This is a genomic window from Nocardia vulneris (assembly GCF_001613425.1).
Lineage (GTDB): Bacteria > Actinomycetota > Actinomycetes > Mycobacteriales > Mycobacteriaceae > Nocardia > Nocardia vulneris.
Window position 1 is genome coordinate 1 of record NZ_BDCI01000027.1, and the last position, 26,360, is coordinate 26,360.

Genomic DNA, 26,360 nt, shown 5'->3' on the forward strand with positions numbered 1-26,360 from the left:
GACCCCAACCGAGCACCACCCGCAGACCGCGGCCCTCCGGCACGACCTGACCGACCACCACCCGAACATCCCAGCCTCACAGTCTCAACCTGACCGCTCACCACCCGAACACCCGGCCACACAGTCTCGACCTGACCGCTCACCACCCGAACACCCGGCCACACAGTCTCGACCTGACCACTCACCACCCGAACACCCGGCCACACAGTCCCGACCTGACCACTCACCACCCACACACCCTCGACCGTGTAACCGAGACCCGACCGATCAGCATGTACACCGCACGCCCCGAACACCCCCGCCTCATCACACACCCCAAACGAACTTCCACCCACAACCACAGCGCACAACCACCCCACCCCCGGCCTACAGCGCAGCGAATAGGCGCAACACAACCCCCGAACCCAGCCGCCACGGAGCGAGTCTTACGAGCGACCCGTTCGCGGCCGTCTCGCTTCTCAGCTGTCGAAGCGCATGCGCCGAAGGCGCGAGTCTCGACAGCTGAGAAGCGAGACAAAGGGGCCGCGAACACCGCCGCGCCCGCGCGGCCACCAACACAGAAAGCGACGACGATGACCTTCAACGAGGGCATGCAGATCGATCCGGATCGGGCGTCTTCCGGTGGTCCGGGTATGGGTGGCAAGATCGCGCTCGGCGGTGGTGCCGGCGGGTTGATCGTGCTGGTGCTCACTTTGTTGCTCGGTGGTGATCCCGGTTCGATTCTGGGGCAGTTCACGGGCTCGGAGGATCAGCAGCAGACGCAGCCGGGGACCGCGGGTACGCCCGCGCATTGCAAGACCGGCGCGGATGCCAACAAGTATGTCGACTGCCGGGTGGTGCTGACCGCGCAGAGTTTGGATGCGGTGTGGTCCTCGGAGCTGCCCAAGCAGACCAGCAAGCGTTATGCGCAGCCGAAGCTGACCTTGTTTTCCGGTGCGACGGCGACCGGCTGCGGTAACGCGACGAGCGATGTCGGCCCGTTCTACTGCCCGGCGGACCGCACCGCCTACTTCGATGTCACCTTCTTTCAGGAGTTGGTGGACCGTTTCGGTTCCAGCGGTGGGCCGCTCGCCCAGGAGTACGTGGTGGCGCACGAGATCGGGCATCACATCCAGAATCAGCTCGGCGATATCGGTCGCGCACAACAGGATCCGCGTGGTGCGAATTCCGGCGCGGTGCGCACCGAGTTGCAGGCGGACTGCTATGCCGGGATCTGGGCGCATTTCGCCGACAAGACGCCTGCGCCCGGCGGCGGCCAGCCGTTCCTGAAGCCGTTGTCGGAGAAGGACATCAACGACGCGTTGTCCGCGGCCGCCTCGGTCGGCGACGATCGCATCCAGCGTGCGTCCAACCGCCGTGTGAACCGGGACATGTTCACCCACGGTGATTCCGAGCAACGCCAGAAGTGGTTCCTCACCGGTTACCGCACCGGCCAGGTCAAGGCCTGCGACACCTACTCCGCCCCCGACCTTTCGAATCCCCCCGCTTTGCGCTGACCCAGTTCCCCAGCCCGCCAACAGTTCTGGCGCGGGCTCCTGGGCCCACCGGGGAGGCGCGAACGTATTGGTCAACTGATCACGAGGAACTGGTGGCGGCAACGCCCGAGAACCCAACGCCACCAGTTCCTCGTGATCAATCGTCCAGCTCAGGCCTGCGGCACCAGCAGAGTCGGATCGTCAGCTGCCCGTCGAGGCATGGCGCCAACTGATGACCCCGCCGCCGGGCCGGACCGGTCCGGGGCGCGCACCTCACTCCCGTCGCGTAGCCACAGGTCCGCGCTTGTCCGGTGGGCCAAGGGTGGTGCGGCTGAAGCTGGTTCAGATCGGGTGGGAAAAGGGCTGCTGGGGTGCGGCGGTGGGTGTCCGCATTGGATAATCGGTGTACGGCATTCATCGATGGTGTCGGGTGCCGGGATCGGTTGCGTGGTGGGCCGATCGGATCGCCGGTGCGCAGCAGCGGCAGAGAGTGAATTGATGCGTGGTCTGAAAGCAGCACTGCTGGTCGTCCTGGTGGGTCTTGCCGGGAGCATGGGCACCGCGGGTGCGGATCCGAGCGTCGACTCGCCCGCACTCCCGAGTTCACACCCGCCGGTCTCGGCACCGATGGCGCTGCTCACCCTCACCACCATCCCGAACGCCTGGCAGCCGCGCATCGACCTGCGTCCGCAACTTCAGGTCTTCGGGGACGGCCGCGCCGTGCGGATCCCCGATGCCGTTGCGCCGCAACGTGGTCCGGACACACCCGCGACCCAGGTCAACGGCCACATCCCCGCCGACGTGCTCACCGCCGCCCTCGCCGAGACCAAAGCGCTCGGCACCGTCGATCTCGGTGTCCCCAACGTCACCGACCAGGGCAGTCAGATCATCGACTTCATGCCCGCACCTCCGGAGGAAGACCTCCACCTCGTCGTCTACGCCCCCGAATTCGACAACGGCCTCAATCCTGAACAACAAGCCGCCCGCAAACGCTTCGCCACCCTCTACCGCACCCTCCTGGACGCCTTCGTCCAAGACTGACGCCCCGGAGCCCACTCCCCCCGACCAGCCGCACCACTTCCGCCTTCCCGCACCGGCTGGGCCGTGCCAGACCGGGTGCGACACCACAGAACGGGTGCGAAGTCACCGAACACGTGCGCCAACGCCGAACATGCCCGGCCCCGCAGGCCTACCACCTGAATCACCCTGGCCTATCTCGACTTCGAGATATCCGAGCGACTCAGGAGAGGCGGGACGGCTGGCCTGTACCAAGCGACAGATAGGCCACACCACAGTTGTTTCGTAAGGCTCACAGGGACTGCAAGCCTTGTGAACCGCACGAACCCTCTGTGATGCCTGGTCCTAGAGTGCCCCACCACACGCCCCGCCCGGGACGCGAACTCGCACGCCCTGCCCGGGACGCGCTCGCTTCACGACACCGAGTGCACAGGCACTGAGAACGCCGGCGAAAGCTCAGCCCGCAGCGAAACCTGGCCCGCTAGAACTGATCCTGTTCGTAGTCCGAGCTGATGATCTCGTCGGAGTGCGTCGCACCGATGACATCCGGCGTGGATTCGCCGAGCGGACCGGTGAGATCGTCGTTCCCCGCGGCACTTTGGTATGGCTGGACGGTGCGGTTGTGTTCGTCGTCGTCGCCGCGCTGGGCGCCTGCGGCGGCGGGGCCACCCATGAAGCTGTTGCCCGCGCCGGCTGTGGTGGTGCTCGGCGCACCGGTGGTGCCGGGGCCGAAGGTGGTGCCGGGTATGCCACTGATGGGGCGGCCGCCGGGCAAGCTGGTGCCGGGCACGGCGGTGAGCTTCGGGCTGGACGGGATGCCGGTGGTACCGGGCCGTGCGCTGGTACCGGGACTGCCGGAACGGCTCAAGCTGCTGGGCACGCCGGTGCCGAGTCCGCTGTGTGTGGAGCTGGGGGTGCCCGAATTGTGCACGGACGACGGCGTGGTCGAACTCGGTGTGCCGGTGAGGGAGGAGTCGACGCCCGCCGCTTTGGTCACGGTGTCGGAGGCGGTGGACTGGGCCTGCTCCAGGATCGGCTGGCCGACGTTCTGCGCCAGCGCCTGCGCGACCTCTTGCGGCGCGGGCCCGCCACCGGGCGCGACCAACTGCTGCACCATGCTGCTGAGTTCGCCGGTTTTGCCGGCGAGGTCACCGCGGGTGGCGTTGACGACGCCCACGGCCTGACCGAGATGCTCGGTCGCCGAGGCCATCAGGGTGGCCTGCGCGGGCGGGGTGAGAATCACCGGCGCCATCGCGGTGGCCTGCGTCGCGAAAGACGACGCGATGCCGAGCAATTGCGCGTTGCCCTGCTGCACCACCGCGGCGGCCCGCTGGGTGAGTTCGGAGATGTCGATACCGCGCTGGCTGGTCTCCTGGCCTTCGACGTTCGCCTTCGCGCTGGCCGCCTGCGCGTTGCGCGCGGCCTGGCTCTGCCACAGCTGTTCGACGGTGGTCATGCTGCCCTTGCCGACCGACATCGCCATGTCGATGACCTTGGACGACTGGCTCAGGATCGCGGTCGGATCGAGCGCGCCGATGATGCCGGTACCGAAACTGTTGAGCAGCGACAGAATCGGCTGCATCAGCAGGTCGACGCCGGGCAGCGCGGGCACCGCGACGCCCTGCATGAGCGCGCCGACCGGATCGGCGGGCAGTGCGGGCAGCGAGGTCGGGATCGCGGCCTGCGCCTGGCTGACCGCGGCGGCCACCGAGCTGGGCGAGCTGCCGAGCGCACCGTTCAGCACACCTTGCGCCTGGTCGAGCACGCTCTGGGCGACCGGGGCGGCGGCCTGCTGGATCGCCGTGCCGGTATCGCCGAGCAGCGCCGAAACATCGGACGGGACACCGGCGAGGCCGTTGGCGTCGGCCGTCGGCGCACCGGACAGACCGGGCATGCCCGGCAGGCCCGTGCCCATCGCGTTGTGCTGGTCTTCACTGATCTTCTTGGCCAGCACGAATTCCGGCGGCTCGATGGGCGGCAGATCCTCGGGCAGCTGCGGCAGCGACACGTCGAGCACCGCCTGCGGCGCGTTCTGTACGGAGTCGAGCACGGCCTGCTGGCCGATGGCGACGTTCTGGTCGGCGGCGTGCGCCATCGCGTGTTCTTCGGGCGCGATCACGCCGGTGTCGAGTGGCTTCACACCGCACCTCCGATCTGGTTGCCGATGGCCCCGAGGGCGCCCGCGCTGGACCAGTCGGTGGCGTCGTAGGCCGCGGCGGCGCTGAACGCCGATTCCGAGAGCTTGGCGTACTTGGCGGACAGGTCGTTGATGTCCTTGGCCTGGAGCACTTGCGCCGCGGCGAACATCGCCAGATAGTCGACGCCGATCAAACCGAACACAGGTACGAGCGCCGCGACGTTTTTCACCGCGTCGAAATTGCCCGCCCCCGCCAGATCACCGGAGATTCCTGCGTTCGTGGCGGCGAACGCCCGGACCGCTTCGGTCTCTACCGAGAGATCACTCATCGAGTTGCCCCCCAAATCGTCGTGCACATCAGTGTCGTGAACTTCTTCGTCGTCACCGCTTGCCCTGCCGAACGGCAAGGCCGCCACGGTTGGGCCCAATATAGCCGACGGTACCGGCAACTTTCGAGCCCAACGGCACGTTCACACAGGGAATAGGAAAGGAACTGGAACGTGTTGCAAATTAGAACAAGTTCTATATTCTCGATCGCATGAAGGTCGCAGTGACCGGCGCAGCCGGCTACCTTGGCACGAATCTGCTCCGCCTGCTCGCCGCGCGCGGCGACGAGATCACCGCGATCGACCGGGTGGTGCCACCCGCGACGACGCTGCCGAACGTCACCTGGGTCAGCGGCGACGTGCTCGATCCGGCCTCGATGCGGGACGCGCTGCAGGGCGCCGAGATCGTCTACCACCTGGTCGCGGTGATCACGCTCGCGGAGAAGAACGACCTGGCCTGGAGGGTGAACACCGAGGGTGTCCGGGTGGTCGCCGAGGCCGCGCTCGCGGTCGGCGCGCGCCGGATGGTGCACGCCAGCTCGATCCACGCGTTCGACCAGTACCGCTGCGGCGGCCGGATCGACGAGCAGGCCGCCCGCTCGACCGACGACGCCCTGCCCGTCTACGACCGCTCGAAATGGGCAGGCGAAGTGGCACTGCGCAAGGTGATCGACGACGGCCTGGACGCGGTGCTGTGCAACCCCACCGGCGTGTTCGGCCCGCTCGACTACAGCAAGCCGCTGTCCCGGATCAATCGCACGCTGCGCGACGCGGCCCAGGGCCGTATCCCTGCCATGATCGGCGGTGGTTTCGACCTGGTAGACGTCAGGGATGTGGCAGCCGGCCTGATCTTGGCAGCCGAGAAGGGTCGCACCGGCGAGAACTACCTGCTCGGCGGCGAGATGATCTCGATGCTCGAGCTGTGCCGGCTCGCCGCGAATCACGGCGGCAAGCGCGGCCCGAAGTTCGCCATCTCACCCAAGCTCGTGTCGGGCGTCATCCCGGTCCTGGCGCCGATCGGCAAGCTGTTCAAGTCCGACATCGTCTCGAAAGCCGCACTGGGCGCGCTCATTTCAGCCCCGCTGGTCGATCACGGCAAGGCCGAACGCGAGCTCGGCTACCAGCCCCGATGCACCGACGACACCGTCCGCGACCTGGTCACCTTCTTCGCCGATCCGACGCTGCTCACCCCGCCGGACACCCGGCAGATCGCTTGACACCTACTAGAACACATGTTCGACTGATGGGGTGCGGTGGCAGAACCAGACCCTGGACGCCGAGGACGGCGCACTGCCCGGACTCACCCGGGCAGGTCTGACCCGCACGGTGCAGACGCCCGAATTCGAGGGCATCACTTTTCACGAAGTGCTGTGCAAGAGCGCGCTGAACAGGCTGCCGGAAAGTTCGTCCATGCCGTTCCACTGGACGATCAATCCGATGCGCGGCTGCTCGCATGCCTGCCGCTATTGCTTCGCCCGCCCGACGCACGAATACCTGGATCTGGACGCGGGCCGCGATTTCGATTCCCAGATCGTGGTGAAGACGAATATCGCCGCGGTGTTGCGCAAAGAACTGCGCAGACGGTCCTGGCATCAGGAACCGGTGGCGCTCGGCACCAATACCGATCCGTATCAGCGGGCCGAGGGCCGATACCGGTTGATGCCGGGCATCATTTGCGCGCTCGCCGAATCCGGCACGCCGTTCTCCATCCTCACCAAGGGCACCCTGCTGCGCCGGGATCTGCCATTACTCACGATGGCAGCCCGCCAAGTTCCGGTGAGTTTGGCAGTCTCGATCGCGATCCACGATCTGGACCTGCATCGCAGCCTGGAGACCGGCACGCCGTCGCCGAAGGCGCGCCTGGAGCTCGTGCGCTCGCTCGCCGACGCGGGGTTCTCGGTGAATGTCCTGGTCGCGCCGGTCATTCCGTATCTCACCGACAGCCGGGCACACCTCGACGGACTGTTCGGGGCGATCGCCGCGGCGGGCGCGGACTCGGCCGTCGCCTTCCCGATGCATCTGCGCGGCAGCACCCGCGGCTGGTTCCTCGGCTGGCTCGCCGAACACCATCCGGCCCTGGTGCGCCGCTACCGCCAGCTCTACGGCCGAGGCGCCTACGTGACGCCGGAGTACTCGGCCTGGCTGCGCGAGCGCCTCGATCCGCTGCTCGAGCGACACGCCCTGAAGCCGGGAAAACCGGCCGAACCGGAGACACAACCGGAAAGTCCGCACGCGGCCGACCCGCAGCTGGCATTGTTCGCCTGACGCCTCGACCACCGGTTCCGTACCGAACCACACGAGATTCCGTGGTGAACCACACATATCGGGCGCACGCACCGCGCGGTGCGGAGTAGTTTGGCGAATGGCACCCCTCTCATCGACGAGGAAGTGAAGCAGGCACATGGTTTCGCACCAGAATGATGTCGGCACCAGCCACAGCGCTGTCGGCACAGCCCAAAGCAGCACGGGCGCAGCGAAATTGGAAAAGGTCGTGATTCGGTTCGCCGGGGACTCCGGCGACGGTATGCAGCTGACCGGAGATCGCTTCACGCACGAAGCGGCCGCGTTCGGCAACGACCTCGCCACCCAACCGAACTTCCCCGCCGAGATCAGAGCGCCACAGGGCACGCTGCCCGGCGTCTCGTCGTTCCAGATCCAGATCGCCGACTACGACATCCTGACCGCGGGCGATCAGCCGGATGTGCTCGTCGCGATGAATCCGGCGGCGCTCAAGGCGAATCTGGAAGATCTGCCGCGCGGCGCCACCCTCATCGTGAACACCGACGAGTTCACCAAGCGCACCCTCGCCAAGGTCGGCTACGCCGCCGACCCGCTCGACGACGACACGCTGTCGGATTTCGTGGTGCACCGCGTCCCGATGACCTCGCTCACCATGGGCGCCACCGAATCCACCGGCGTCGGCAAGAAAGACGGGCAGCGCGCGAAGAACATGTTCGCGCTCGGGCTGCTGTCCTGGATGTACGGGCGCCCGATCGGCGGCACCGAACAGTTCATGCGGGAGAAGTTCGCGGCCAAACCGGAGATCGCCGAGGCCAACGTGCTGGCGTTCCGGGCAGGCTGGAATTACGGCGAGACCACCGAAAGCTTCGCCACCACTTACGAAATCGCGCCCGCGAAGCTCCCGCCCGGCACCTACCGGCAGATCACCGGCAACACCGCGCTCGCCTACGGGCTGGTCGCCGCGGGTCAGCTGGCCGGACTGCCGGTGTTCCTCGGCACCTACCCGATCACCCCGGCGTCGGACATCCTGCACGAACTGAGCAAGCACAAGAACTTCGGCGTCACCACCTTCCAGGCCGAAGACGAGATCGCGGGAATCGGTGCGGCGCTCGGTGCTTCGCTCGGCGGCGCGCTCGGGGTCACCAGCACGTCGGGACCGGGTCTGGCGCTCAAGAGCGAAACCATCGGCCTCGCGGTGATGACCGAGCTGCCGCTGCTGGTCGTCGACGTGCAGCGCGGCGGTCCCTCCACCGGCCTGCCGACCAAGACCGAGCAAGCGGATCTGCTGCAGGCGCTCTACGGCCGCAACGGCGAATCACCGGTCGCGGTGCTCGCGCCGCGATCGCCCGCCGACTGCTTCGCCACCGCGGTGGAGGCGGCCAGGATCGCGCTCACCTACCGCACGCCGGTGCTGCTGCTCTCCGACGGGGCCATCGCGAACGGTTCTGAACCATGGTCGATTCCGAATGTCGCCGACCTGCCGCCGATCGTCCCGAACTTCGAGCCCCCCGGCGCGGAAACGGACCAGTTCCAGCCGTACGCGCGCGACCCCGAGACGCTCGCCCGGCCGCTCGCCGTCCCGGGCACCAAGGGGCGCGCACATCGGATCGGCGGCCTGGAGAAGGCCGACGGCAGCGGCAACATCTCCTACGACCCGGCCAATCACGAACTGATGGTGCGGTTGCGGCAGGCCAAGATCGACGGAATCAGCGTGCCCGATCTCGAGGTCGACGACCCGGACGGCAACGCCGAGCTGCTGATCATCGGCTGGGGCAGTTCCTACGGTCCGATCGGCGAAGCCTGCCGGCGCGCCCGCCGCCGGGGTGTGCCCGTCGCGCAAGCGCACCTGCGGCATCTGAATCCGTTGCCCGCCAACCTCGGTGACGTGCTGCGCCGCTACCGCACCGTGGTCGCGCCGGAGATGAACGGCGGCCAGCTCGCGCTGCTGTTGCGCGGGAAATATCTGGTCGACGTACGGCCGTGGACGAAGGTCGCGGGCACCGCGTTCTCCGCGCAGGAACTCGTCGGGGTGATCGACGCCGCGTTGGACGGCTCGATCGAGGAGATGGAACAGGACAAGGCCTTCGCCGCACGGGCGCGGGCCACGTACACGACGCAGCCGGACAGCTCCGCGGATCGGGCACAGCCGGGCGACGTCCGACCTACTGGGGGCAACGAATGACCATCATGGAAACCTCGCTCGTCGGTACCGATCTGGGCTTGACGGGATTGTCCGGTGTGCCCGCCGCCGACGGCCCGCAGAAGGTCAAGGACTTCACCTCCGATCAGGAGGTGCGCTGGTGCCCCGGCTGCGGTGACTACGTGATCCTGGCGACCGTGCGCGGCTTCCTCGCCGAGCTCGGATTGCGCAGGGAGAACCTGATGTTCGTGTCCGGGATCGGCTGCTCCAGCCGCTTCCCGTACTACCTCGAGGCGTACGGCATCCACTCCATCCACGGCCGCGCGCCCGCCATCGCGACCGGACTCGCGGTGACCAGGCCGGACCTGTCGGTGTGGGTGGTGACCGGGGACGGCGACGCGCTGTCCATCGGCGGCAACCATCTCATCCACGCGTTGCGCCGCAACGTGAACATGACGATCCTGCTGTTCAACAACCGGATCTACGGGCTCACCAAGGGGCAGTACTCGCCGACCTCCGAGGAAGGCAAGATCACCAAGTCCACGCCGATGGGCTCGGTGGACCACCCGTTCAACACGCTGTCCGTCGCGCTCGGCGCCGAGGCCACCTTCGCCGCCCGTGCCCTCGATTCCGACCGGGCCGGGCTGACCGAGGTGCTGCGCGCCGCCGCCGAACATCGCGGCACCTCGTTCGTCGAAATCCTGCAGGACTGCCCGATTTTCAACGACGGCTCGTTCGACGCGCTGCGCCGCGACAACGCCGCGAACCATCTGGTCCCGCTGCACCACGGACAGCCCATCCGGTTCGGCGCCGAGAACGAATTCGCGGTGATACAAAGCGGTTTCGGTGTGGAAGTCACCCGGGCCGACGCGGTCCCCGAATCCGACATCGTCGTACACGACGCCTACACCGACAACCCGGAATACGCCTACGCCCTGTCCCGCCTCTCCGATCAGTCCCTGGACCACGTCGTCACCGGCATCTTCCGCAGCGTGACCCGCCCCACCTACGACGACGGCGTCCGCGCGCAAACCACCACCGCCCGCGAACGCAAACCCCTCGACCAGAACTCCCTCCAGTCCTTGCTCACCGGCCCCGAAACCTGGACCGTCAGCTAGGATTCCGGCCCCGTTCCCGCACCCGTTCTGTCTTCCCACACCCGCTGCGGACGGCCGCAGCGGGTGCGGGAAGACAGAACGGGTGCGTGCGTCGGTCCCCATCGAACGCGCGCCGAACCGGGCCGGAACGGCTCTCGAGGTCGCACCGCCGAGGCAAAGGCTCACTGCCGCACCCCTTCTGCGCTCCCGCACCCGCTATGGACGGCCGCAGCGGGTGCGAGAAGACAGAACGGGTGCGGGAAGCGTCCACGTCGATCCCCTGTCCGGCGGCCCGGCGCATTCGCACCTGGGCTCCGGGCCAGTTAGGTATTCACGCACCACTTCCCCTCTCGCGCACCCGCTGTGGGCGCGCCCAACCGGTGCGCGAACACCGAACACGTGCGGCGGCGACAGTCGCCACCGGCCCATCGACCGGCGGCGAACCGCGGGCCGGAACGCCTCTCGGGGTCGCCCCGCCGAGGCAAAGGCTCACTGCCGCACCCCTTCTGCGCTCCCGCACCCGCTCTGGACGGCCGTAGCGGGTGCGGGGAGACAGAACGGGTGCGGGAAGACCGAATTGCGTTGCTCGCGTCCTGGTTCCGGGCGGCGGGTGCGCACAGTGGCGGCTGCGGGCACGGGCGGCGGATCTAGGGGTGCTTGGCGAAGCCGAGGTCGATGACGGCGTCGCGTTCCTGGGTGAGTTCGGCGACGGTGGCATCGATGCGGGGGCGGGCGAAGTCGTCGATGTCCAGGTCGGGGACGATCGTGTACTTGCCGTCGGCGCAGGTGACGGGGAACGAGCTGATCAGGCCCTCGGGGACGCCGTAGGAACCGTCGGAGGGGACGGCCATGGAGACCCAGTCGCCGGCGGCGGTGCCGCGCACCCAATCGTGGATGTGGTCGAGGGCGGCGCTGGCCGCGCTGGCGGCCGACGACGCGCCGCGTGCCTGGATGATCGCGGTGCCGCGCTGCTGCACGGTGGGGATGAAGTCGTCGGTCAGCCAGGCACGGTCATCGATACGGTCGAGGGCAGGCTTGCCGCCGATGGTCGCGTGCGCGATGTCCGGGTACTGGGTCGCGGAGTGGTTGCCCCAGATGGCAACTCGCGCGATCTCGGCCGCCGGCGCGCCGGTCTTCTTGGCCAGTTGCGCGATGGCGCGATTGTGGTCGAGCCGGGTCATCGCGGTGAAGCGTTCGGCGGGCACGTCGGGGGCGTTGCTCATGGCGATGAAGGCGTTGGTGTTGGCGGGGTTGCCGACCACGAGCACCTTCACGTCGTCGGCAGCGCTGGCGTTGATCGCGGCGCCCTGCTCGGTGAAGATCGTGCCGTTGGCGGCGAGCAGATCCGACCGCTCCATGCCCGCCGTGCGCGGCCGCGCACCCACCAGCAGAGCGACGTTCGCACCCGAGAACCCCACCCACGGGTCGTCACTGATGTCGATGGACTCCAGCAGCGGAAACGCCCCGTCCTCCAATTCCATCGCGACACCCTCCAGCGAGGAGACCGCCGCCGGAATCTCCAGCAGTCGCAAGCGCACCGGCGTGTCCGCGCCGAGCATCGCCCCGGAGGCGATCCGGAACAACAACCCGTACGCGATCTGCCCCGCCCCGCCGGTCACGGCAACGGTCACGGGCGCATTCCGAACCACGCTGGTCACGACTATCTCCTTGCACTAGGCCGACTCTCGCTCTCAACCCTATCGACCCTCACTCCCCCCGAAACCACACGGTGAGCAACCCAACAGTCACCCCACCACCTCACCCCCACCACGCCCGAATTCAACCCCGCATTCGACAAAGACCACCACCACTCACACGACGCAACCGACATCGGCGAACCTGCACTACCGCATCGTTCGGCAACCGAGGCCGCAGCTCCGCCCATGGGCCGCGCACAGGCTCTGCGGAACCACCGCGGTTGGGCGGGTTCAGATCAGGGCGGCGACTTCGCGGTCGGTGAGGACTATCGGGGAGACGAAATCTTTGGTGCGGGCCATTTGGACGGCGCGGTAGAGGGGGCGTTCGGCGAGGTGGGCGTCGCGGGCTTCGGCGCGTAGCTGGTGGACGAGCATGGTGGACACCGAGACGGCGGCGGCGAGCTGACTGGTGGCGAGAGCGTCGGCGAGGCGGCGCAGGCCGAGCAGATGCATTTCGCGTCCGCTGCCCGCGTCGGTGTACATGGCCAGCGGGATGATCTGGGAGAACTCCCCCGCGGTCACGCGCAGCACGATCCGGCTGAGCCGCGCCGGAAAGATCAGCACCTCGACACCGGTCGCCGCGGACACCTCGACCCGCCGTTCCCCGAACACCCGGCGGGCATGGATCGTGGTGCCCGCCAACCACATTCGCCGACGCCGCAACGCTACCGCGTAGGCGACGGTCGGCGCGCCGACGACCACCCCGATGAGCACCGCGACCGGCCAGGTGACTACGGTCGCCGCCAGCAGCGCGGTCCCGATCCCGATCCCCGCCGCGGCCAAGGCCAGTCTGCGTAGCATCGGCGCGTACATCTCGGGTGCGACGAGATCCAGCCCCACCGGCGGATCCGTCTGCTGCTCACCAGAATTCGCCTGCACTCGCCCACCCTCTCCGTGACACCGGCGCCACGTCACGCGCGCTGTCACGTTACTCCAGCCCCCTCCCCCACGTACCCCGTTCCACCAGCCCCATGTACTCGGCACCCCGCCACACTTCCGCCGATCTGCACCACTTCCGCGGATCCGCAACGCTTCCAGCAGCCCAGAACCGGTGTAAATCCCTAGAACTGAGGCAAATGCCGCCGCGAGCCATCCGCCGCGCACGCCCGCCGAGCGAACGCACGCCCGCGCGAGCTACCCTCCGCAACTACACAACGCGTCCACATACCGAGCACACGTTCCCCGCACGCCAGGCCCACGCGCGCACCGCCCCACCGAATCGGCAACCCGCGCCCGCGCGAGCTACCCCTTCGCCGAGCTACACAACGCGCCCGCATACCGACACGTTCCCCAGACGCCCAGCCCACGCGCACTCCCGGCCGGACACGTACACATGCGCGCACCGAGCCGCACAAGCCGGTCCCGGCCTGCAATCCAGTTACCGACTTCGCAAAGGCACGACGTTCCCCGCTGACGGTCCGCACCCAGAGCACCTAGCGAAACCGAGTGCGAGACAGCAAACGTGACACCCGGGGGCACGGAGTTCTGTCGTCCGAGTGGCACCCCAGCCGAACCTCCCGCTGCACGCACCCGTCTCGCTCAGACGCACCACTTCTAGGGCTTTACACCGCTTGTAGTAACCCAGAACCAGTGCGAATCCCGAGAAATGGTGCGAATGCCACTCCGGACGGCCTGCCGATCAGGTACCGGCTCGGCAGGCAGCACCTCCGAACACCCTTCGGCGGCGGGGCCGACCGTCTTACCCTTCGCTGAGCGCCGCCTGCAGCGTGGTGACCGCCTCGTCCAGGGGGATCTGGCGCTGGTCCCCGGTGGACATGTCTTTCAGGCCGATGGTGCCTTCGGCGAGGTCGCGGTCGCCGAGGACGAGGGTAAAGCGGGCGCCGGAGCGGTCTGCCGCCTTCATCGCGCCTTTGACGCCGCGGCCGCCGTAGGCGAGGTCGACGCTGATGCCGGCCGCGCGCAGGTGGGCGGCGAGGACGACGAGGCGCTGTTGGGCGGCGTCGCCGAGCGGGACCCCGAACACCTGGCAGCGGGCGGGGTCGCCGGCCGTCTTGCCTTCGGCTTGCAGAGCGAGCACCGTGCGGTCGACACCGAGGCCGAATCCGATGCCGGACAACGGTTGTCCGCCGAGCTGCGCCATCAGTCCGTCGTAACGTCCGCCGCCGCCGATGCCCGATTGCGCGCCGAGTCCGTCGTGCACGAACTCGAAGGTGGTCTTGGTGTAGTAGTCGAGCCCGCGCACCATCCGCGGGTTCACCACGTACGGCACGCCGAGCGCGTCGAGGTGGCCGAGGACCTGTTCGAAGTGGGTTTTGGCCGATTCGGAAAGGTGATCGATCATGAGCGGCGCGTCGGCCGTCATCGCGCGCACCTCGGGTCGCTTGTCGTCGAGCACGCGCAGCGGGTTGAGTTGCGCCCGGCGCTTGGTCTCCTCGTCGAGCGGCAGCCCGAACAGGAACTCCTGCAACAGTTCCCGGTATTGCGGGCGGCAGGTGTCGTCGCCGAGCGAGGTGAGTTCCAGCCGGAAACCGTCCAGGCCGAGCCCGCGGAACCCGGCGTCGGCGATGGCGATCACCTCGGCGTCCAGCGCGGGGTCGTCGACCCCGATCGCCTCGATGCCGACCTGCTGCAGCTGCCGGTACCGACCGGCCTGGGGCCGCTCGTACCGGAAGAAGGGGCCGTTGTAGACCAGTTTCACCGGCAGCTGCCCGCGATCGAGCCCGTGCTCGATGACCGCGCGCATCACGCCGGCGGTTCCTTCGGGACGCAAGGTCACGCTGCGGTCGCCGCGGTCCGGGAAGGTGTACATCTCCTTGCTGACCACGTCGGTCGATTCGCCGACCCCGCGGGCGAACAGTCCGGTGTCTTCGAAAACCGGCAGCTCGATATGTCCGTACCCGGCCAGTCGGGCGGCGCGGATCAGGCCGTCGCGCACCGCGACGAACTCGGCCGAGCCGGGCGGGACATAGTCCGGAACCCCCTTCGGGGCGGAGAAGCTGCTGGTCTTGGTCACGATGGTCCAGTTTCCACCACCACGCCCCCTCGCGTCCAACCGGTTATCGGCAGCGAGCCTCGCCCGATCGGCGGATATCCCCAGTCCTCCCCGGCGAGCACGGATTTTGGCCGGTCGCGGGTGTGAGGCGCACCGCTCTCAGGAAGTGTCGAGCAGTCTCAGGAATAAATGGCAGACTCTAGGGCCGTAACAACCGGACACGGGAGGAACGTGGTAGTGCCGAGCAACGAACAGCGGCGAGCGGCGGCGAAACGCAAGTTGGAGCGCCAGCTCGCCAACCGGGCCGAGCGCGCACGCAGGCGTAAGCAACTCACGATCGCCGGGTCGGTGCTCGGTGTCGTCGTGCTGGTCGCGGCGGTCACCGGGGTCTACTTCCTGACCAAGAGCGACGACAACAGCTCCGAAGCCAAGGACGCGACGCAGTCCAGCGAGCCCGCCGCCGCGGCGCCGCCCGCCGCGGTCGCCAAGCCGGCGCTGGTGAACTGCGTCTACAAGGACGGTCAGAAGCCCGCCGACAAGCCCGCGACCAAGCCGGCGAAGAGCGAGGGCATCCCGACCACCGGCAACGACGCGAAGGTCAGCGTCAGCATGGAGACCAACCAGGGTCCGATCGGCTTGACCCTGAACAACGCCGAATCGCCTTGCACGGTGAACAGTTTCATCAGCCTCGCGTCGCAGAACTTCTTCGACGGCACCAACTGCCACCGGATGACCACCGGCGAGGGTCTCAAGGTGCTGCAGTGCGGCGACCCGACCGGTAGCGGCATGGGCGGCCCGGGCTACGAGTTCGACAACGAGTACCCGACCGATCAGCTCGACCCGAACAACCCGATGGCCGCACAGCAGCCGGTCGCGTACAAGCGCGGCACGCTGGCCATGGCGAACGCGGGCCCCGGGACCAACGGCAGCCAGTTCTTCATCGTCTACGGCGACTCCCAGTTGCCGCCGAACTACACCATTTTCGGCACCGTGGACGAGAACACGATGGGCACCCTGGACAAGATCGCCAAGGCGGGCCAGGACGATTCCAACGGCCCCGGCGACGGCAAGCCGACCCAACCGGTCACCATCCAGTCGGTCCGCATCGACTGAGATCTTCGACACACGTTCGGGCCCGGGCCGTTCATCGGCGCCGGGCCCGAAACGCGTCTACCTCTTCTTAGGTGTACCTAAACGTACGGTAAGGGTGGGCTTACACCGGAGAACGTCCGGCGAGTTCCCGGGCCTGTCGGAATTGTGCGATATATGCTGATAAGCGGCACAGCCGTACGGTTGCGTCGCGGCTTTCTCGGGTAATCTCGAAACACGGAGTTCCCGTAGCGTAGTAGTCCCTCAACTGGGTAACCCCCGCCCCAGGGAATGCCACGACACGAGCCCTCCCGGTGTCGAAGTTTGCAGCCGGGGCGTCGTCCGACGGACTACAGTTCGCGTGGCGGTGTCCGAGACGAAGCACCACAACATCCATAGTGATCACTGCAGCATCGGGGAGCAGCCATGTCCGAGGAACTGGACGACATCGGCCGCGAGACAGCGGCCATGATGAGGACAATGTTGCAGCTTGCGACCCTGGTCGCGCTGCGGACCCGCGAGCGTGGTCAAAAAGAAGCCGAAGCGCGCGTGAAGGTCACCGAGGCCCGCATGAAAGAGGCCCGGGAAATGCAGGTCCGCGAGGCCCGGGACTCCAAGTCGAAGGATCCGCGCAACACCGAGCTCGCTCGGATGATCGAGCGCCCGATCCCGGAACGTGGTGTGTCGCTGGAGAAGGATCGTTTCTCCGCACAGGCCGAAGCCACCCGGATGGCCGCCACCGCCGCCGCCCACGCGAAGCCGGTGCTGCAGTACGACTCCCCCGAACGCCGCATGGCGATCGCCGCGCACCTCGCCAAGATGGGTGTCGCGCCGGAGCTGGCCGCGGTTCGGATGTTGATCGAAGTAGGCCAGGCGCAGCCGCCGATCGAGGCGGTCCGCACCCGCCCCGAGGAAGCACCCGCGGTCACCCGGGCCAGGGAACAGGAATCCCGCGGCCTGGAACGCACCCGCTGAAACCAAAGCAAACGCCCGCTTATCAAGCGGGCGTTTGCTTTTGGCGTAGGAACGGCTCGGCTACATCCGGAAGTCGCCGATGGTGGGATCGCCGAACATCCCGTGCTGCGGCGACTTCAACGGCAGCGGGCTGAGCATGTCCTTGTGCCCGTTGCGCACGCTGCAGTACTTGAACGGGCCCTTGGGATCGAACAGCTTGGCCATGTGCGGGTCGGCGTGGTCGAGGAACCAGACGCTCAAACCCGTTGCGCCGTCGAGGCGGAAGTGCTCCCAGGCGCGCCACATCGCGTCCAGGCGGGCCACCGCCTCCGCGTGCTGCCACCACTCCGGGCACCACACGGTGTCGCTGAGATCGGTCACCTGTCGCCGGTACACCAGGCTCAGATAGTTCTCCACGAACTCGACGACGCTCGCGTAGATCATGGGTTGCTGCTGCTGTTCCGTCACGACTCCGCCTCGCTGCCGCTCGGCTCCGTCCCGACGGCACGTGCTGTGCCCATGGTTCGCTCGCTCCGCTCCCTCACGCCTGCACCTCGCTGACGCTCGGCTCCGTCGCGACGGCACGTGCTGTGCCCAAGGCTCGCTCGCTGCGCTGCCTCACAGTGGCCTGACCTCCTCGACCTGTCCGTATTCCGGCGGCGTGCTGCTCTTGCTCAGTGAAGGCTTGCCCGGCATCAGGTCACCGATCTCCGTCTTGCGCTGCGGATCATGGTGCGAGATGGACTCCTTCACTTCGGCAGCGTACTCGCCCTCCCACCACGGAACCGTGCGAACCAGTACCGGCGGCGCGCCGGACGGGAACACGATCACGCGACCTCGCGGCAACTGCGCCAAACCTTGCACGCTGAACGTCTTCGAGGAGCCGAGCGAGCGCGAATAGCTCTTGCCGCCTTTGGATTCCGAGACCGACGAGGAGACGACCTCGTAATCGCCGATCGCCTCGGAACGCTCCCGCAGGAAGGCGGTGTCGTCTACCCCGCTACCGAGCACTTTGATGTTCGCGGCGGCCCACAGCGCGTTCATGCCGGGCTCGCCCCAGCAGCGCACGCCCTGCGCCCAGGATTGCAGCACGGTCATCACGACGATGCCGCGGGAACCGAAGTGGCTGTACTGCTTGGGCAGATCCTTCCAGCGCACCACGTTCGCGGCCTCGTCCAGCACGGCGAGCAGCGGAATCGGCAGCCGCCCGCCGCGCGACTGCGAGGCGGTCCGCATCGCGACGTCGATGACGGCTTCGGTGAGCGCGCTGACCAGCGGAGCGGCCGAGCCGCGCCCCTCCAGCGAGAGGCTGTACAGCGTGCCGTTGTCGCGGATGAACGCGAGTTCGTCGAACTGGATCCGGTCACCGCCGCGGGTGATCCAGGGGTGCACGTTCGACAGTTTCAGGCAGCGGATCATCTTCTTCGCGGTGCCGAAAATGCCACTGCGCGTACGGGCGTCGGCGTTGTACTGCGACGACAGACCGGAGGCCGTGTAGTGGTGCCTGGCCGCACGCAGCAGCTCGATCGGCTCGGTATCCTGCGGGTTGGTCACCCATTCCCAGACCTGCACGATCGGCCTGCTGCCGTTGCGGTCGCCGACCGCCGCGGCCAGGAACAGACCGGCCAGCAGATCTTCGGCTTCGGGATCGAAGAAGGCGTCGGTCTTGGCGTCGGAGCCGTCGTCACCGTCGGCGAAGTGCCCGGCCAGCCGCGCCGCCCGCATCTCGCAACCTTCCCGGCGCGCGTCCACCCAGGACAGCGGATCCCAGAACCAGCTCGGCTCTTCGCCCGCGACACCCTGCGGGTCGAAGACGAAGGTGGGACTGCCCTTGGCCTCGCGCACATCCCGGGTCGCGTCCACCACGTCGCGCTTGTTCGAGGTGGCCAGCACGGGGCCGATCGCGGTGAGGATGGCCGGGATCACCCGCGAGGTCGACTTGCCCTGGCGCGGACCCCAGATGTCCAGGTGCAGATCCTCATAGGAGCCGTAGAGCATCTGGTTGTCGGCGATGCCGATGCCGATCGGCACGCCGGGGATGTCCTGCGAGCCCAGGCGCACCTCGAGCTGCTTGGCCTTCTCGCGCACGCCCGCCTCGGTGAGATGCGCGATGGCGCCGCCCTGGCCCATGTAGTCGGCCTTGTCGTCGACCGGGAGCTTGCCGATCGTCTTGCGCTTCTTCATCCTCTTCTTGATCAGCACGTAGGCCAGCGCCGACGCCGCGACCAGCAGCACGATCACGGTGGACGCGCGCGGCCAGACCAGCTTGCCGCGCACCAGGTCCGCGACGATGGCGATCGGGTTGATCGGAATCGACTGCGGCGTCACCGCCATCGCGTTGCCGAGATGCAGCGCCACCCACAACGTGCCGAGGACCGCGAACCCGGCGTACAGCGCGATCATGGTGGTGTCCGGCCCGACCGCGGCCGGATCCTTCACCGGCTTCTTCGCCATGTCTGCCTCCTGTTGTCCTCTACCGGCTCTGTGGGTGGATCTCTGCGAAAGGTCGTGCTGCTCAGCGGAACGCGTCGAGCCGCCAGCCGTCCGGGGTCTGCACGACGGTCGCGATGACCGTCGCGGGCGGCAGCTGCTCCTTGCGCCCGTTCGGGTAGACGACCGTCTGCTCGATCCCGATCTTGAACTGCTGGACGTTCGGATCGCCGCCGGCCGGCGGCTTCTCCCCGGAGGCGAAGGTGAACGCGTCGACGCGTGCCTTCGCCGTGGCCCAATCCGACCACTGCAGCGTCGTCTTCGGCGTCTCCAGCCCGGTCGGCGAGCTGTCCAGCATGCGGATCAGGCTGGGGCCCAGCCATTTCCGTGCCCGGGTGAGCGAGGCGCCCTGTGCCTCGGTGGCGGGCTGCCAGGTGTAGATCTCGCGCAGCGCGGCCACCGCGACCCCGTCGGGCGTGACCGGATCGGGTGCGGGCACCCCCTCCAGCAACCGGGTCGTGGACGTGGCCGGATGCGCCCCACCGGATCCCGCGTCGTCCCGGTCCCCCGTGCCGCAGGCGGCACTCAGCATCGCGACGCTCACCACCAGCATCACCACCAGTTTCGTGCGTACCGCTGTGTCTTTCCAGGCTAACCGCAAGGACCGACACTGCGTCAGTGCATCACCTGCGTGTTTCACAGGACCCTCCTCGCCCGGCTGTCGCCCGGCACCGGCACCTCCGTGACGCCGCCGCCCGCGCCGGGCACGGACTGGATCATCCGGCCGTTGCCGGAGTAGATGCCGACCTGGGCGGGGCCGCGCGGACCGAACGAGCTGAACACCAGATCGCCCTCCTGAATCTTGCTCATCGACACCTCCGCACCTGCCTCCCACTGCTGTTCGGCGGTGCGCGGCAAGGTGACCGAGCCGGACGAGGCGGCGAACACCGCGGCCGCGGTCAGGCCGGGCCCGTCGAGTCCGCCGCCGCTCGGGCCCTGCGGTCCGCCGCCGCCCCACACGTACGGCGTGCCGAGCCAGTCGTGCGCGGCCTCGACGATCTGACTGCCGCCGCCGCCCTGCTGCGGATCGAACCGGCCGAGCGCGCCGGGCGCGCGGTACTGCGCCTCCATCGCGAGAATGTTCGCCACGTACGGCTGGGTCTCGGAGTAGTGCGCCGCCACTTGATTCGGCATACCGCCGGAGGCGAGCACCGCGCCCTCACCCGCGTTGTACGCGGCCAGGGTCAGCGCGGTGACGTCGCCCTGCACCCGGCCCTCCGACTGCCACTGCGTGATCTTGTGCGCGATGGCGCACATATAGCGGCCCTGGCCGATGATCGCGTCGCCGTCGTCCCACACGCTGGCCGTGCCGTTGCCGTCGGCATCGATCACATACGGTTGGCCGTCATCGGGATTCACGCTCGCCGCGGTACTCGGCAGGAACTGGGCCAGGCCCTGCGCGCCCGCCGAGGACGTCGCCCCGCGGCGGAAACCGGATTCCTGCCTGCCCTGCGCGGCGAGCAGCGACGGCGTGATCTGCGGGCAGATCGAACCCGCACGGCGATACCAGATCTCGAGTTCCGGCGGCACCTTGCCCGCGGCGAGCGCGCCGCCCGCGGTGCCGAACCCGCGGTTGCAGCGCGGATCGCTGGAATAGGCCAGCGCCCCACCGACATCCGGCGTCGGCGCGCCGTCCAGCCAAGGCAGCGGGTCGATCTGGCGACCGCCGGTGAACCGCCCGCCCGGGACGATCTCGAAATGCAGGTGCGGGCCGCTGGATTCGCCCGCGGAGCCCACTTGGGCGATCGGCTGACCCGCGGTCACGGTGTCGCCCACCCGCACATGCACCCCGGAATCCCACATGTGGCCGTACACCGCGGAGTACGCGCGGCCGTTGGTGTCCACCGAGTCGACGACCACCCAGTTGCCGAAACCCGAAGCGGGACCGGCGGCGACGACCCGGCCGTCGGCGACCGAGTAGATCGTGGTGCCGTCGGAGGCGGCGAGGTCGATGCCTTTGTGCGTGCCGCCGCGCGCGCCGAAGGTGTCCGAGACCGTGAAGGTGCCCGCGGCCAGCGGCAGCGTGCGCCGGATCGGACCGGCGCCCGCGGCCAGCGAGGGCGTCGCCGTGACGGTCGGGTTCGCCGAGGTCCCCGGCGGCGCGCCCGCCGCCGGATTCGCCTGCGTCGCAGACGGTCTGCCGCTCGCTCGGGCATCACCCGGCGCGTAGCCGCCCAGCGGTGGCAGCGCCGATTGCGAGCCGAGCACCGAGGCGCCCTCGCACGGATCGTCGACCGCGGGCATCACGATGACGAGCACGATCACCATGAGGCCGAGGACCGCGCCGAGCGCACCCCACAAGAGCCCCCGTCCGCTCACCGGAGCCTCGCCGGACCCGATTCCGCGGCGCGGGACGCCCGCACACGCCGATATGACCGGAGGTGCCCTTGCGCCCGGCACGCGGGCGGAAAGGCAGCTTCGGTCGCATCGGCGGGCACGGGGCTCACTGGCCGCGCCGGGATTCGTTGAGGGTGTCGGCGAGCGTGCGGTTCATCTCGGCCGCCGCCGCCAATTGTTGTTGCAGCAGCGCCACTTTCCGGCGCAGCGCGGACGCGTCCAGGCGCTCCAGGCTCGGCCCCTCGGCCGCGCGCACCCAGTTGCGCACCGAATTGGTGTGCACGCCGATCTGTTCGGCGACCACGCGGCAGGCCTCGGACTCGCTGCGCAGCTTGCCGGTGAGCGCGACGACCTGCTGGACCGCGGCCTGGCGCACCTCCGGCGAGACCCGGCGGTAGGAGCGGTGCGGCATCATCCGGCACACCTCCCCGCGTAGCGGACGATCGGTAAGTCGCGTCTGGCATCTCTCATGCGGCACTCCCGCCCTGCGAATCCGTGCCTCGGGCAGTCGATTCGGTGAACTCGCTGAAACGCTGGTTGGTGTCGTGGATTCCGCTCTCCTTCTCCGAGAGCGTGAACTCCATGTGGAACGGGATGCCCGGCCGGCGATCTTCACCGATCTTCAGCAGGAACTTGCCCGTACCCGGCGGCGAGGGCCGCTGCTGGCCCGGCTTGAGCGCCTCGCCGGTCAACGCCTGTGGCGCGGACCAGCCGGTCACCATCTGCTCCTCGGCGGAGGTGAACGGCACGATGCTGTCCAGGCGCTTGACCTCTTCGGCGGGCAGCGCGCCGAAGATCTTGGCGCGCGCGCGTTCCAGGAAGCCGAGCGCCTTGGCGATGGCCGATTCCGAGCCGAGCGCCTGCAGGTCCTTGATGGTGTGGCTGATCATGATCAGTGAGGTGGCGATGCCACGCTGCAGACGGGTCAGCTCGTCGACGCGGTCGACCATGAAGTCGCCCAGGCCGAGCACCTGCCACAGCTCGTCCATCACCACCTGGAAGTAGCGTTGCGGCCCGAGATCGGCGTCGGAGAGCACGTGCGCCGCCTCCACCGAGGCGAACCCGTCGGCCCAACAGGCCAGCATCACAGCCGCTTTGAGTTTCTTGTCGCCGGTCGGGATGTGCGAGACGTCGATGCAGACCGCGACGGCGCTGGTGTCGATCGGCACCGAGGTCTGCCCGTTGAAGACCGCGCCGAACGGGCCCTGGGTGAGCGCGCGCAGCGAGCGGCGCAGGTTCTTGATCGCGTTCGAATACTCCTCGGCGTCGTCGGCGCCCGCGTCGAGCATCAGCTCCTCCCCGCCCGCGACGATCACCTCCAGCAGGTTCTCCATGATCGGCGGCTGGTCCGGCGTGTAACCGCTGCCCGGCTGGTAGAGGATGCGCAGCGCGGTAGCGATCAGCGTTTCCTCGTAATCGCGCACCCTGGCCCCGCGCACCAGTTCGACCAAACCGGCGATCAGCGTTACCTGGCGGGCTCGCATGTCCTGCAACACCTGTAGTTGCAGGGCGGGGTGATCGTCCAGGCGCGGCACCACGGCGCCGAGCACACCGGCGGCCAGCGGATTCAACTTGCCGTGGCCGTAACCGAGGTCGATCACCTGACCGCCGACCAGTTCGACCATCTTGCGATAGTCCGGTTTGACGTCGGCCAGGATGAGCGGCGTGATGCCCTGGGCGATACCGCCCAGCACGATCCGGCGCACCAGCGACGACTTGCCGAAACCGTTGAGCCCCAGCACGAAAAGGCTCGGCGCGGTGATGAAGCTGCCGCGCATGAACCAGTTCATCGGGTCGAAGCAGACCGGCGCGCCGGTGTGCAGGTGCGAACCGAGCGGGGTGCCGATCAGCGGCGCGCCGGCGCCGACCGACCACGGCCACAAGCCCGCGACCTGCGCCGTGGTGGCCCGGTATTCGACCGGACGGCCCACCACGTTCATCCGGCCGCCGCCCTCGCCGGCGTAGCCGCGATCGGTGAGTTGCGCGGTGCTGCGGTCGAATCCGTCCTCGAACACCTGCTCCGCGCGGGCGGCGTAGTTGCGCCTGCGGATGTCGTCGGTGCGAATCCGGAACTGCGCGAAGGCCGCCCGCAGGCCGGTCTGCTCGCGCACGATCATCTCGAGCCGGGTCCGGGTGGCCTCGTCGAGCAGCGGCGGGCCTGCGTTCTTGCGCCGGTCCGCCTTGGCCTTGGCGCGCAGCGCGGCCTTGTCCATCACCGGCGTGCCCATGGCCCGGTCGGCGGTGTAGTCGGTCTTGTTGGCCCGCTGCGCGTTTCGCGCGGCCCGGGAGCCGTTGCGGTCCTGCACGGTGCGCTCCGGGCGCGGGGTGCGCGGCATCCGCTGCCCGCGCGGTTCGGACTGGCGTTCGCCGCGCGCGTCCGGCCGAACCGGTCGCTCGCCGCGCGGCGCGCCCTCGCGAGCGCGCGCCGCCCGGGCCGCGTCGCCGCGCGCCCGATCCGAACTGCGCTCGCCCCGGCCGTTCTCGGCCCGGGACCGTTCCGCCCGCGCACCGTCGGCCCGAGCTTCGGCTGCCCGGGCGTCGGCCCGCGCCCGGCGCTCGGCCGCCTCTCGCGCGCGCTCCCGCTCGGACATCTCGTCGAGCCCGGTCCGGTCGTCGCTCACGCGCGCCGCGCCCCGGCCGAATCGCCGTGTCCGCTCCGGCATCTCCTCGATCCCGGAGCGTTCCCGCACGCGGGCATTGTCGCGCCGGGCCGGGCGTTCGCCCCACTCCTCGTACTCGGTGTCGTCGCGCCGCCTGCCGCGCCGCGGCGCGGGCTCGTCCCGTTCCCGTACGGGTGGCTCGTAGTCCCGTGCCATGAATAACTCACCCCGCCAGTGCCTTCGGAATAGTCGCGTGTTCCGGCAGGATCACCCCGCAACCGAGCGAGGCCGCGAAGGCCGCCGCCTGGTAGCGGTAACACCGCCGAATCTTCAAGCGCGCCTGGGTCGACAGGTCGCGCGTGATGGCTTCGATCCGCGGCAGGTCGCCGCGCAGGGGCTCGGTGATGGTCACCAGCGCCCCGAAGCGGGTCACACCGTGACCCCGGGCTTGTTCCTCGCGAGCCTGCTGGGTGGCGCCCACCCGCAGGGTCGCGGCCGCGGACACGACGCCGCGCTCGCTCTGCTGGGCCACCAGCGCGTTCTTGAAGTCGTCGTCGACGATCTCGGCGGCGTCGGCGGCCGAGTGCGGGCGATAGACGATCGCGATGCGCTTGCGCGGCACTTCGGGATTCGGGGCGAGCAGCCGTTGCAGCACCCGCTCGTCCACCGCGCCCTCCGGGGCGGCATCCATCTCCCAGGTCACCGAGCGGCCGCCGTCGTGCACCAGGTGGTCCCACTTCTCGTCGTGCGACACCGGGCCCGCGTCGGCCCAATCCAGGCCGTGGCCGTGCGGCTCGCTGGCGGCGACCTCGAGGTCGGCCTGCGAGGCCGGGTCGTAGCTGCGCCGGATGAACGAGATCACCTCGTCCGCCGACATCGGCTGCGCGCGCACCCCGGCTTCGGCCAGCGCCGCGCAGATACCGGGCAGGCGGCGGCCGATCTCGACGGCCTCCTCGGCGGGGTTCTTCCGGCGCTCGGCGGTGGTGGCCTTGAACGTGATCGCCACGCGCGGCAGCAGCTGCACCCGCTCCTGCGGCAGCTCGGTGGCCAGCTCGTACATCACCTGCTGGGCCAGCTCCGGCGCCTCCGGCCGGGTGATCGTGGAAACCTCGGTGAGCAAACGGTTTCCGGTCTCCGGCACGGTATCGATGACCGGCACGACCGCGACGATGTCGCTGGTCTGGCCGACCGAGGCGAGGAAGGTGCCCCAGGCCGAGACCCAGCGATCGATCACCGGTTGGTCGACCGCCTCGTGTCCCTGCGGCCAGGCCCGCAGCACCACCGTGTACTGCGCGAACTGCGGCAGGTGGATCATGCCGAAGCTGTACCCGCCCGCGTCGATGCCCTCGTAGAGCTTCGACGGCGCGAGCAGACCCGGCAGCCGCGTGACACCGCCGGGGATGCGGGAGAACCGGCCGCCGCGGTACACGTGCTCGCCACGCTTACGCGAGCGCATCCAGTTGAACATCATCAATCCCGTCTCGTAGCCCGAGCGGCCCCCCGTCCGCCACACCAGTGGAAGCATGATCACGACGCCGGAGCCACCGACGATCAGACCCCATTTGAAACCGCCGACCATCGCGGTGATCAACGCCGTGATGACCACCGCGAAGCCGAGCACGGTCTCCTCCCAGCGCAGGCCGAAAAGGCCTGCGCTGCGGGGCTTCTGCCACAGCCCGTAGGAGCGACGCTCGTAGGTGTCGTTCGTCGTCATCGTCATCGCGGAATGGTGCTCCTCCCGAGGTCGGGCGAGCGATTCGCCCAACGGTCACCGGTCATGTCGCCCATCGCCTGATCGGCTCGGTTC

The 26,360-nt window shown here is 68.7% G+C and carries 20 protein-coding genes; 8 read left to right on the forward strand and 12 right to left on the reverse strand.

What is annotated here, in order from left to right:
• The first annotated feature begins 572 nt into the window (after window positions 1-572).
• Complete coding sequence (gene ypfJ / locus NVU01S_RS27090) at window positions 573-1,496, forward strand: KPN_02809 family neutral zinc metallopeptidase (protein WP_043680035.1); 924 nt, start codon at window positions 573-575, stop codon at window positions 1,494-1,496.
• Window positions 1,497-1,973: 477 nt separating this feature from the next.
• Window positions 1,974-2,516: a hypothetical protein gene (locus NVU01S_RS27095; protein ID WP_029899100.1), complete on the forward strand. Its 543-nt coding sequence runs from the start codon at window positions 1,974-1,976 to the stop codon at window positions 2,514-2,516.
• A 457-nt stretch (window positions 2,517-2,973) separates the two neighbouring features.
• Here the strand turns inward: NVU01S_RS27095 and NVU01S_RS27100 are convergent, their stop codons facing one another.
• Window positions 2,974-4,632 carry a hypothetical protein gene (locus NVU01S_RS27100; protein ID WP_043680031.1) on the reverse strand — a complete coding sequence of 553 codons (1,659 nt, stop codon included), beginning with the start codon at window positions 4,630-4,632 and terminating at the stop codon, window positions 2,974-2,976.
• Complete coding sequence (locus tag NVU01S_RS27105; RefSeq protein WP_244467502.1) at window positions 4,629-5,045, reverse strand: type VII secretion target; 417 nt, start codon at window positions 5,043-5,045, stop codon at window positions 4,629-4,631. Before NVU01S_RS27105 ends, NVU01S_RS27100 begins: the two co-directional genes overlap by 4 nt.
• 122 nt (window positions 5,046-5,167) lie before the next feature.
• Here NVU01S_RS27105 and NVU01S_RS27110 point away from each other — a divergent pair, with 122 nt between their 5' ends.
• From NVU01S_RS27110 to NVU01S_RS27125, 4 genes are all read left to right on the forward strand, one after another.
• Entirely contained in the window at window positions 5,168-6,172 is a 1,005-nt protein-coding gene (locus NVU01S_RS27110) for an NAD-dependent epimerase/dehydratase family protein (protein WP_043680027.1), read from the forward strand.
• A 31-nt stretch (window positions 6,173-6,203) separates the two neighbouring features.
• The gene (locus NVU01S_RS27115; protein ID WP_043680024.1) at window positions 6,204-7,220 is read left to right on the forward strand and encodes an Rv2578c family radical SAM protein; all 1,017 of its coding nucleotides are present in this window, start codon (window positions 6,204-6,206) and stop codon (window positions 7,218-7,220) included.
• 136 nt (window positions 7,221-7,356) lie between these two features.
• On the forward strand, window positions 7,357-9,378 hold the full coding sequence (locus NVU01S_RS27120; protein WP_043680019.1) for a 2-oxoacid:acceptor oxidoreductase subunit alpha: 2,022 nt from the start codon (window positions 7,357-7,359) through the stop codon (window positions 9,376-9,378).
• Complete coding sequence (locus NVU01S_RS27125; RefSeq protein WP_043680015.1) at window positions 9,375-10,454, forward strand: 2-oxoacid:ferredoxin oxidoreductase subunit beta; 1,080 nt, start codon at window positions 9,375-9,377, stop codon at window positions 10,452-10,454. Before NVU01S_RS27120 ends, NVU01S_RS27125 begins: the two co-directional genes overlap by 4 nt.
• 626 nt (window positions 10,455-11,080) lie before the next feature.
• Here the strand turns inward: NVU01S_RS27125 and NVU01S_RS27130 are convergent.
• From NVU01S_RS27130 to hisS, 3 genes are all read right to left on the reverse strand, one after another.
• On the reverse strand, window positions 11,081-12,091 hold the full coding sequence (locus NVU01S_RS27130; protein ID WP_043680012.1) for a malate dehydrogenase: 1,011 nt from the start codon (window positions 12,089-12,091) through the stop codon (window positions 11,081-11,083).
• A gap of 270 nt (window positions 12,092-12,361) precedes the next feature.
• Window positions 12,362-13,009, reverse strand: a complete 648-nt coding sequence (locus tag NVU01S_RS27135; protein WP_052281266.1) for a hypothetical protein — start codon at window positions 13,007-13,009, stop codon at window positions 12,362-12,364.
• A gap of 820 nt (window positions 13,010-13,829) precedes the next feature.
• Entirely contained in the window at window positions 13,830-15,104 is a 1,275-nt protein-coding gene (gene hisS, locus NVU01S_RS27140; RefSeq protein WP_043680057.1) for a histidine--tRNA ligase, read from the reverse strand.
• A 216-nt stretch (window positions 15,105-15,320) separates the two neighbouring features.
• Between hisS and NVU01S_RS27145 the strand changes: the two genes are divergently transcribed.
• A complete protein-coding gene (locus tag NVU01S_RS27145) occupies window positions 15,321-16,196 on the forward strand; it encodes a peptidylprolyl isomerase (protein ID WP_043680009.1) in 876 nt (291 codons plus the stop codon).
• 402 nt (window positions 16,197-16,598) lie between these two features.
• Window positions 16,599-17,147, forward strand: coding sequence for a hypothetical protein (locus NVU01S_RS27150; RefSeq protein ID WP_014986516.1), 549 nt, complete (start codon window positions 16,599-16,601; stop codon window positions 17,145-17,147).
• 60 nt (window positions 17,148-17,207) lie between these two features.
• On the opposite strand, the gene NVU01S_RS27155 is transcribed toward NVU01S_RS27150, so the two are convergent.
• From NVU01S_RS27155 to NVU01S_RS27185, 7 genes are all read right to left on the reverse strand, one after another.
• Complete coding sequence (locus NVU01S_RS27155; RefSeq protein WP_226887260.1) at window positions 17,208-17,594, reverse strand: DUF4913 domain-containing protein; 387 nt, start codon at window positions 17,592-17,594, stop codon at window positions 17,208-17,210.
• Window positions 17,595-17,744: 150 nt separating this feature from the next.
• On the reverse strand, window positions 17,745-19,580 hold the full coding sequence (locus tag NVU01S_RS27160; protein ID WP_043680004.1) for a type IV secretory system conjugative DNA transfer family protein: 1,836 nt from the start codon (window positions 19,578-19,580) through the stop codon (window positions 17,745-17,747).
• Between the two features lie 61 nt (window positions 19,581-19,641).
• On the reverse strand, window positions 19,642-20,169 hold the full coding sequence (locus NVU01S_RS27165) for a hypothetical protein (RefSeq protein WP_141691747.1): 528 nt from the start codon (window positions 20,167-20,169) through the stop codon (window positions 19,642-19,644).
• 83 nt (window positions 20,170-20,252) lie between these two features.
• The gene (locus NVU01S_RS27170; protein WP_043679999.1) at window positions 20,253-21,935 is read right to left on the reverse strand and encodes a peptidoglycan DD-metalloendopeptidase family protein; all 1,683 of its coding nucleotides are present in this window, start codon (window positions 21,933-21,935) and stop codon (window positions 20,253-20,255) included.
• Between the two features lie 124 nt (window positions 21,936-22,059).
• Complete coding sequence (locus NVU01S_RS27175; RefSeq protein WP_029899114.1) at window positions 22,060-22,368, reverse strand: transposase; 309 nt, start codon at window positions 22,366-22,368, stop codon at window positions 22,060-22,062.
• 52 nt (window positions 22,369-22,420) lie between these two features.
• On the reverse strand, window positions 22,421-24,769 hold the full coding sequence (locus NVU01S_RS27180) for a putative type IV secretion/conjugal transfer ATPase (protein ID WP_043679993.1): 2,349 nt from the start codon (window positions 24,767-24,769) through the stop codon (window positions 22,421-22,423).
• Between the two features lie 7 nt (window positions 24,770-24,776).
• A complete protein-coding gene (locus NVU01S_RS27185; RefSeq protein ID WP_041564502.1) occupies window positions 24,777-26,267 on the reverse strand; it encodes an SCO6880 family protein in 1,491 nt (496 codons plus the stop codon).
• Between the last annotated feature and the right edge of the window lie 93 nt (window positions 26,268-26,360).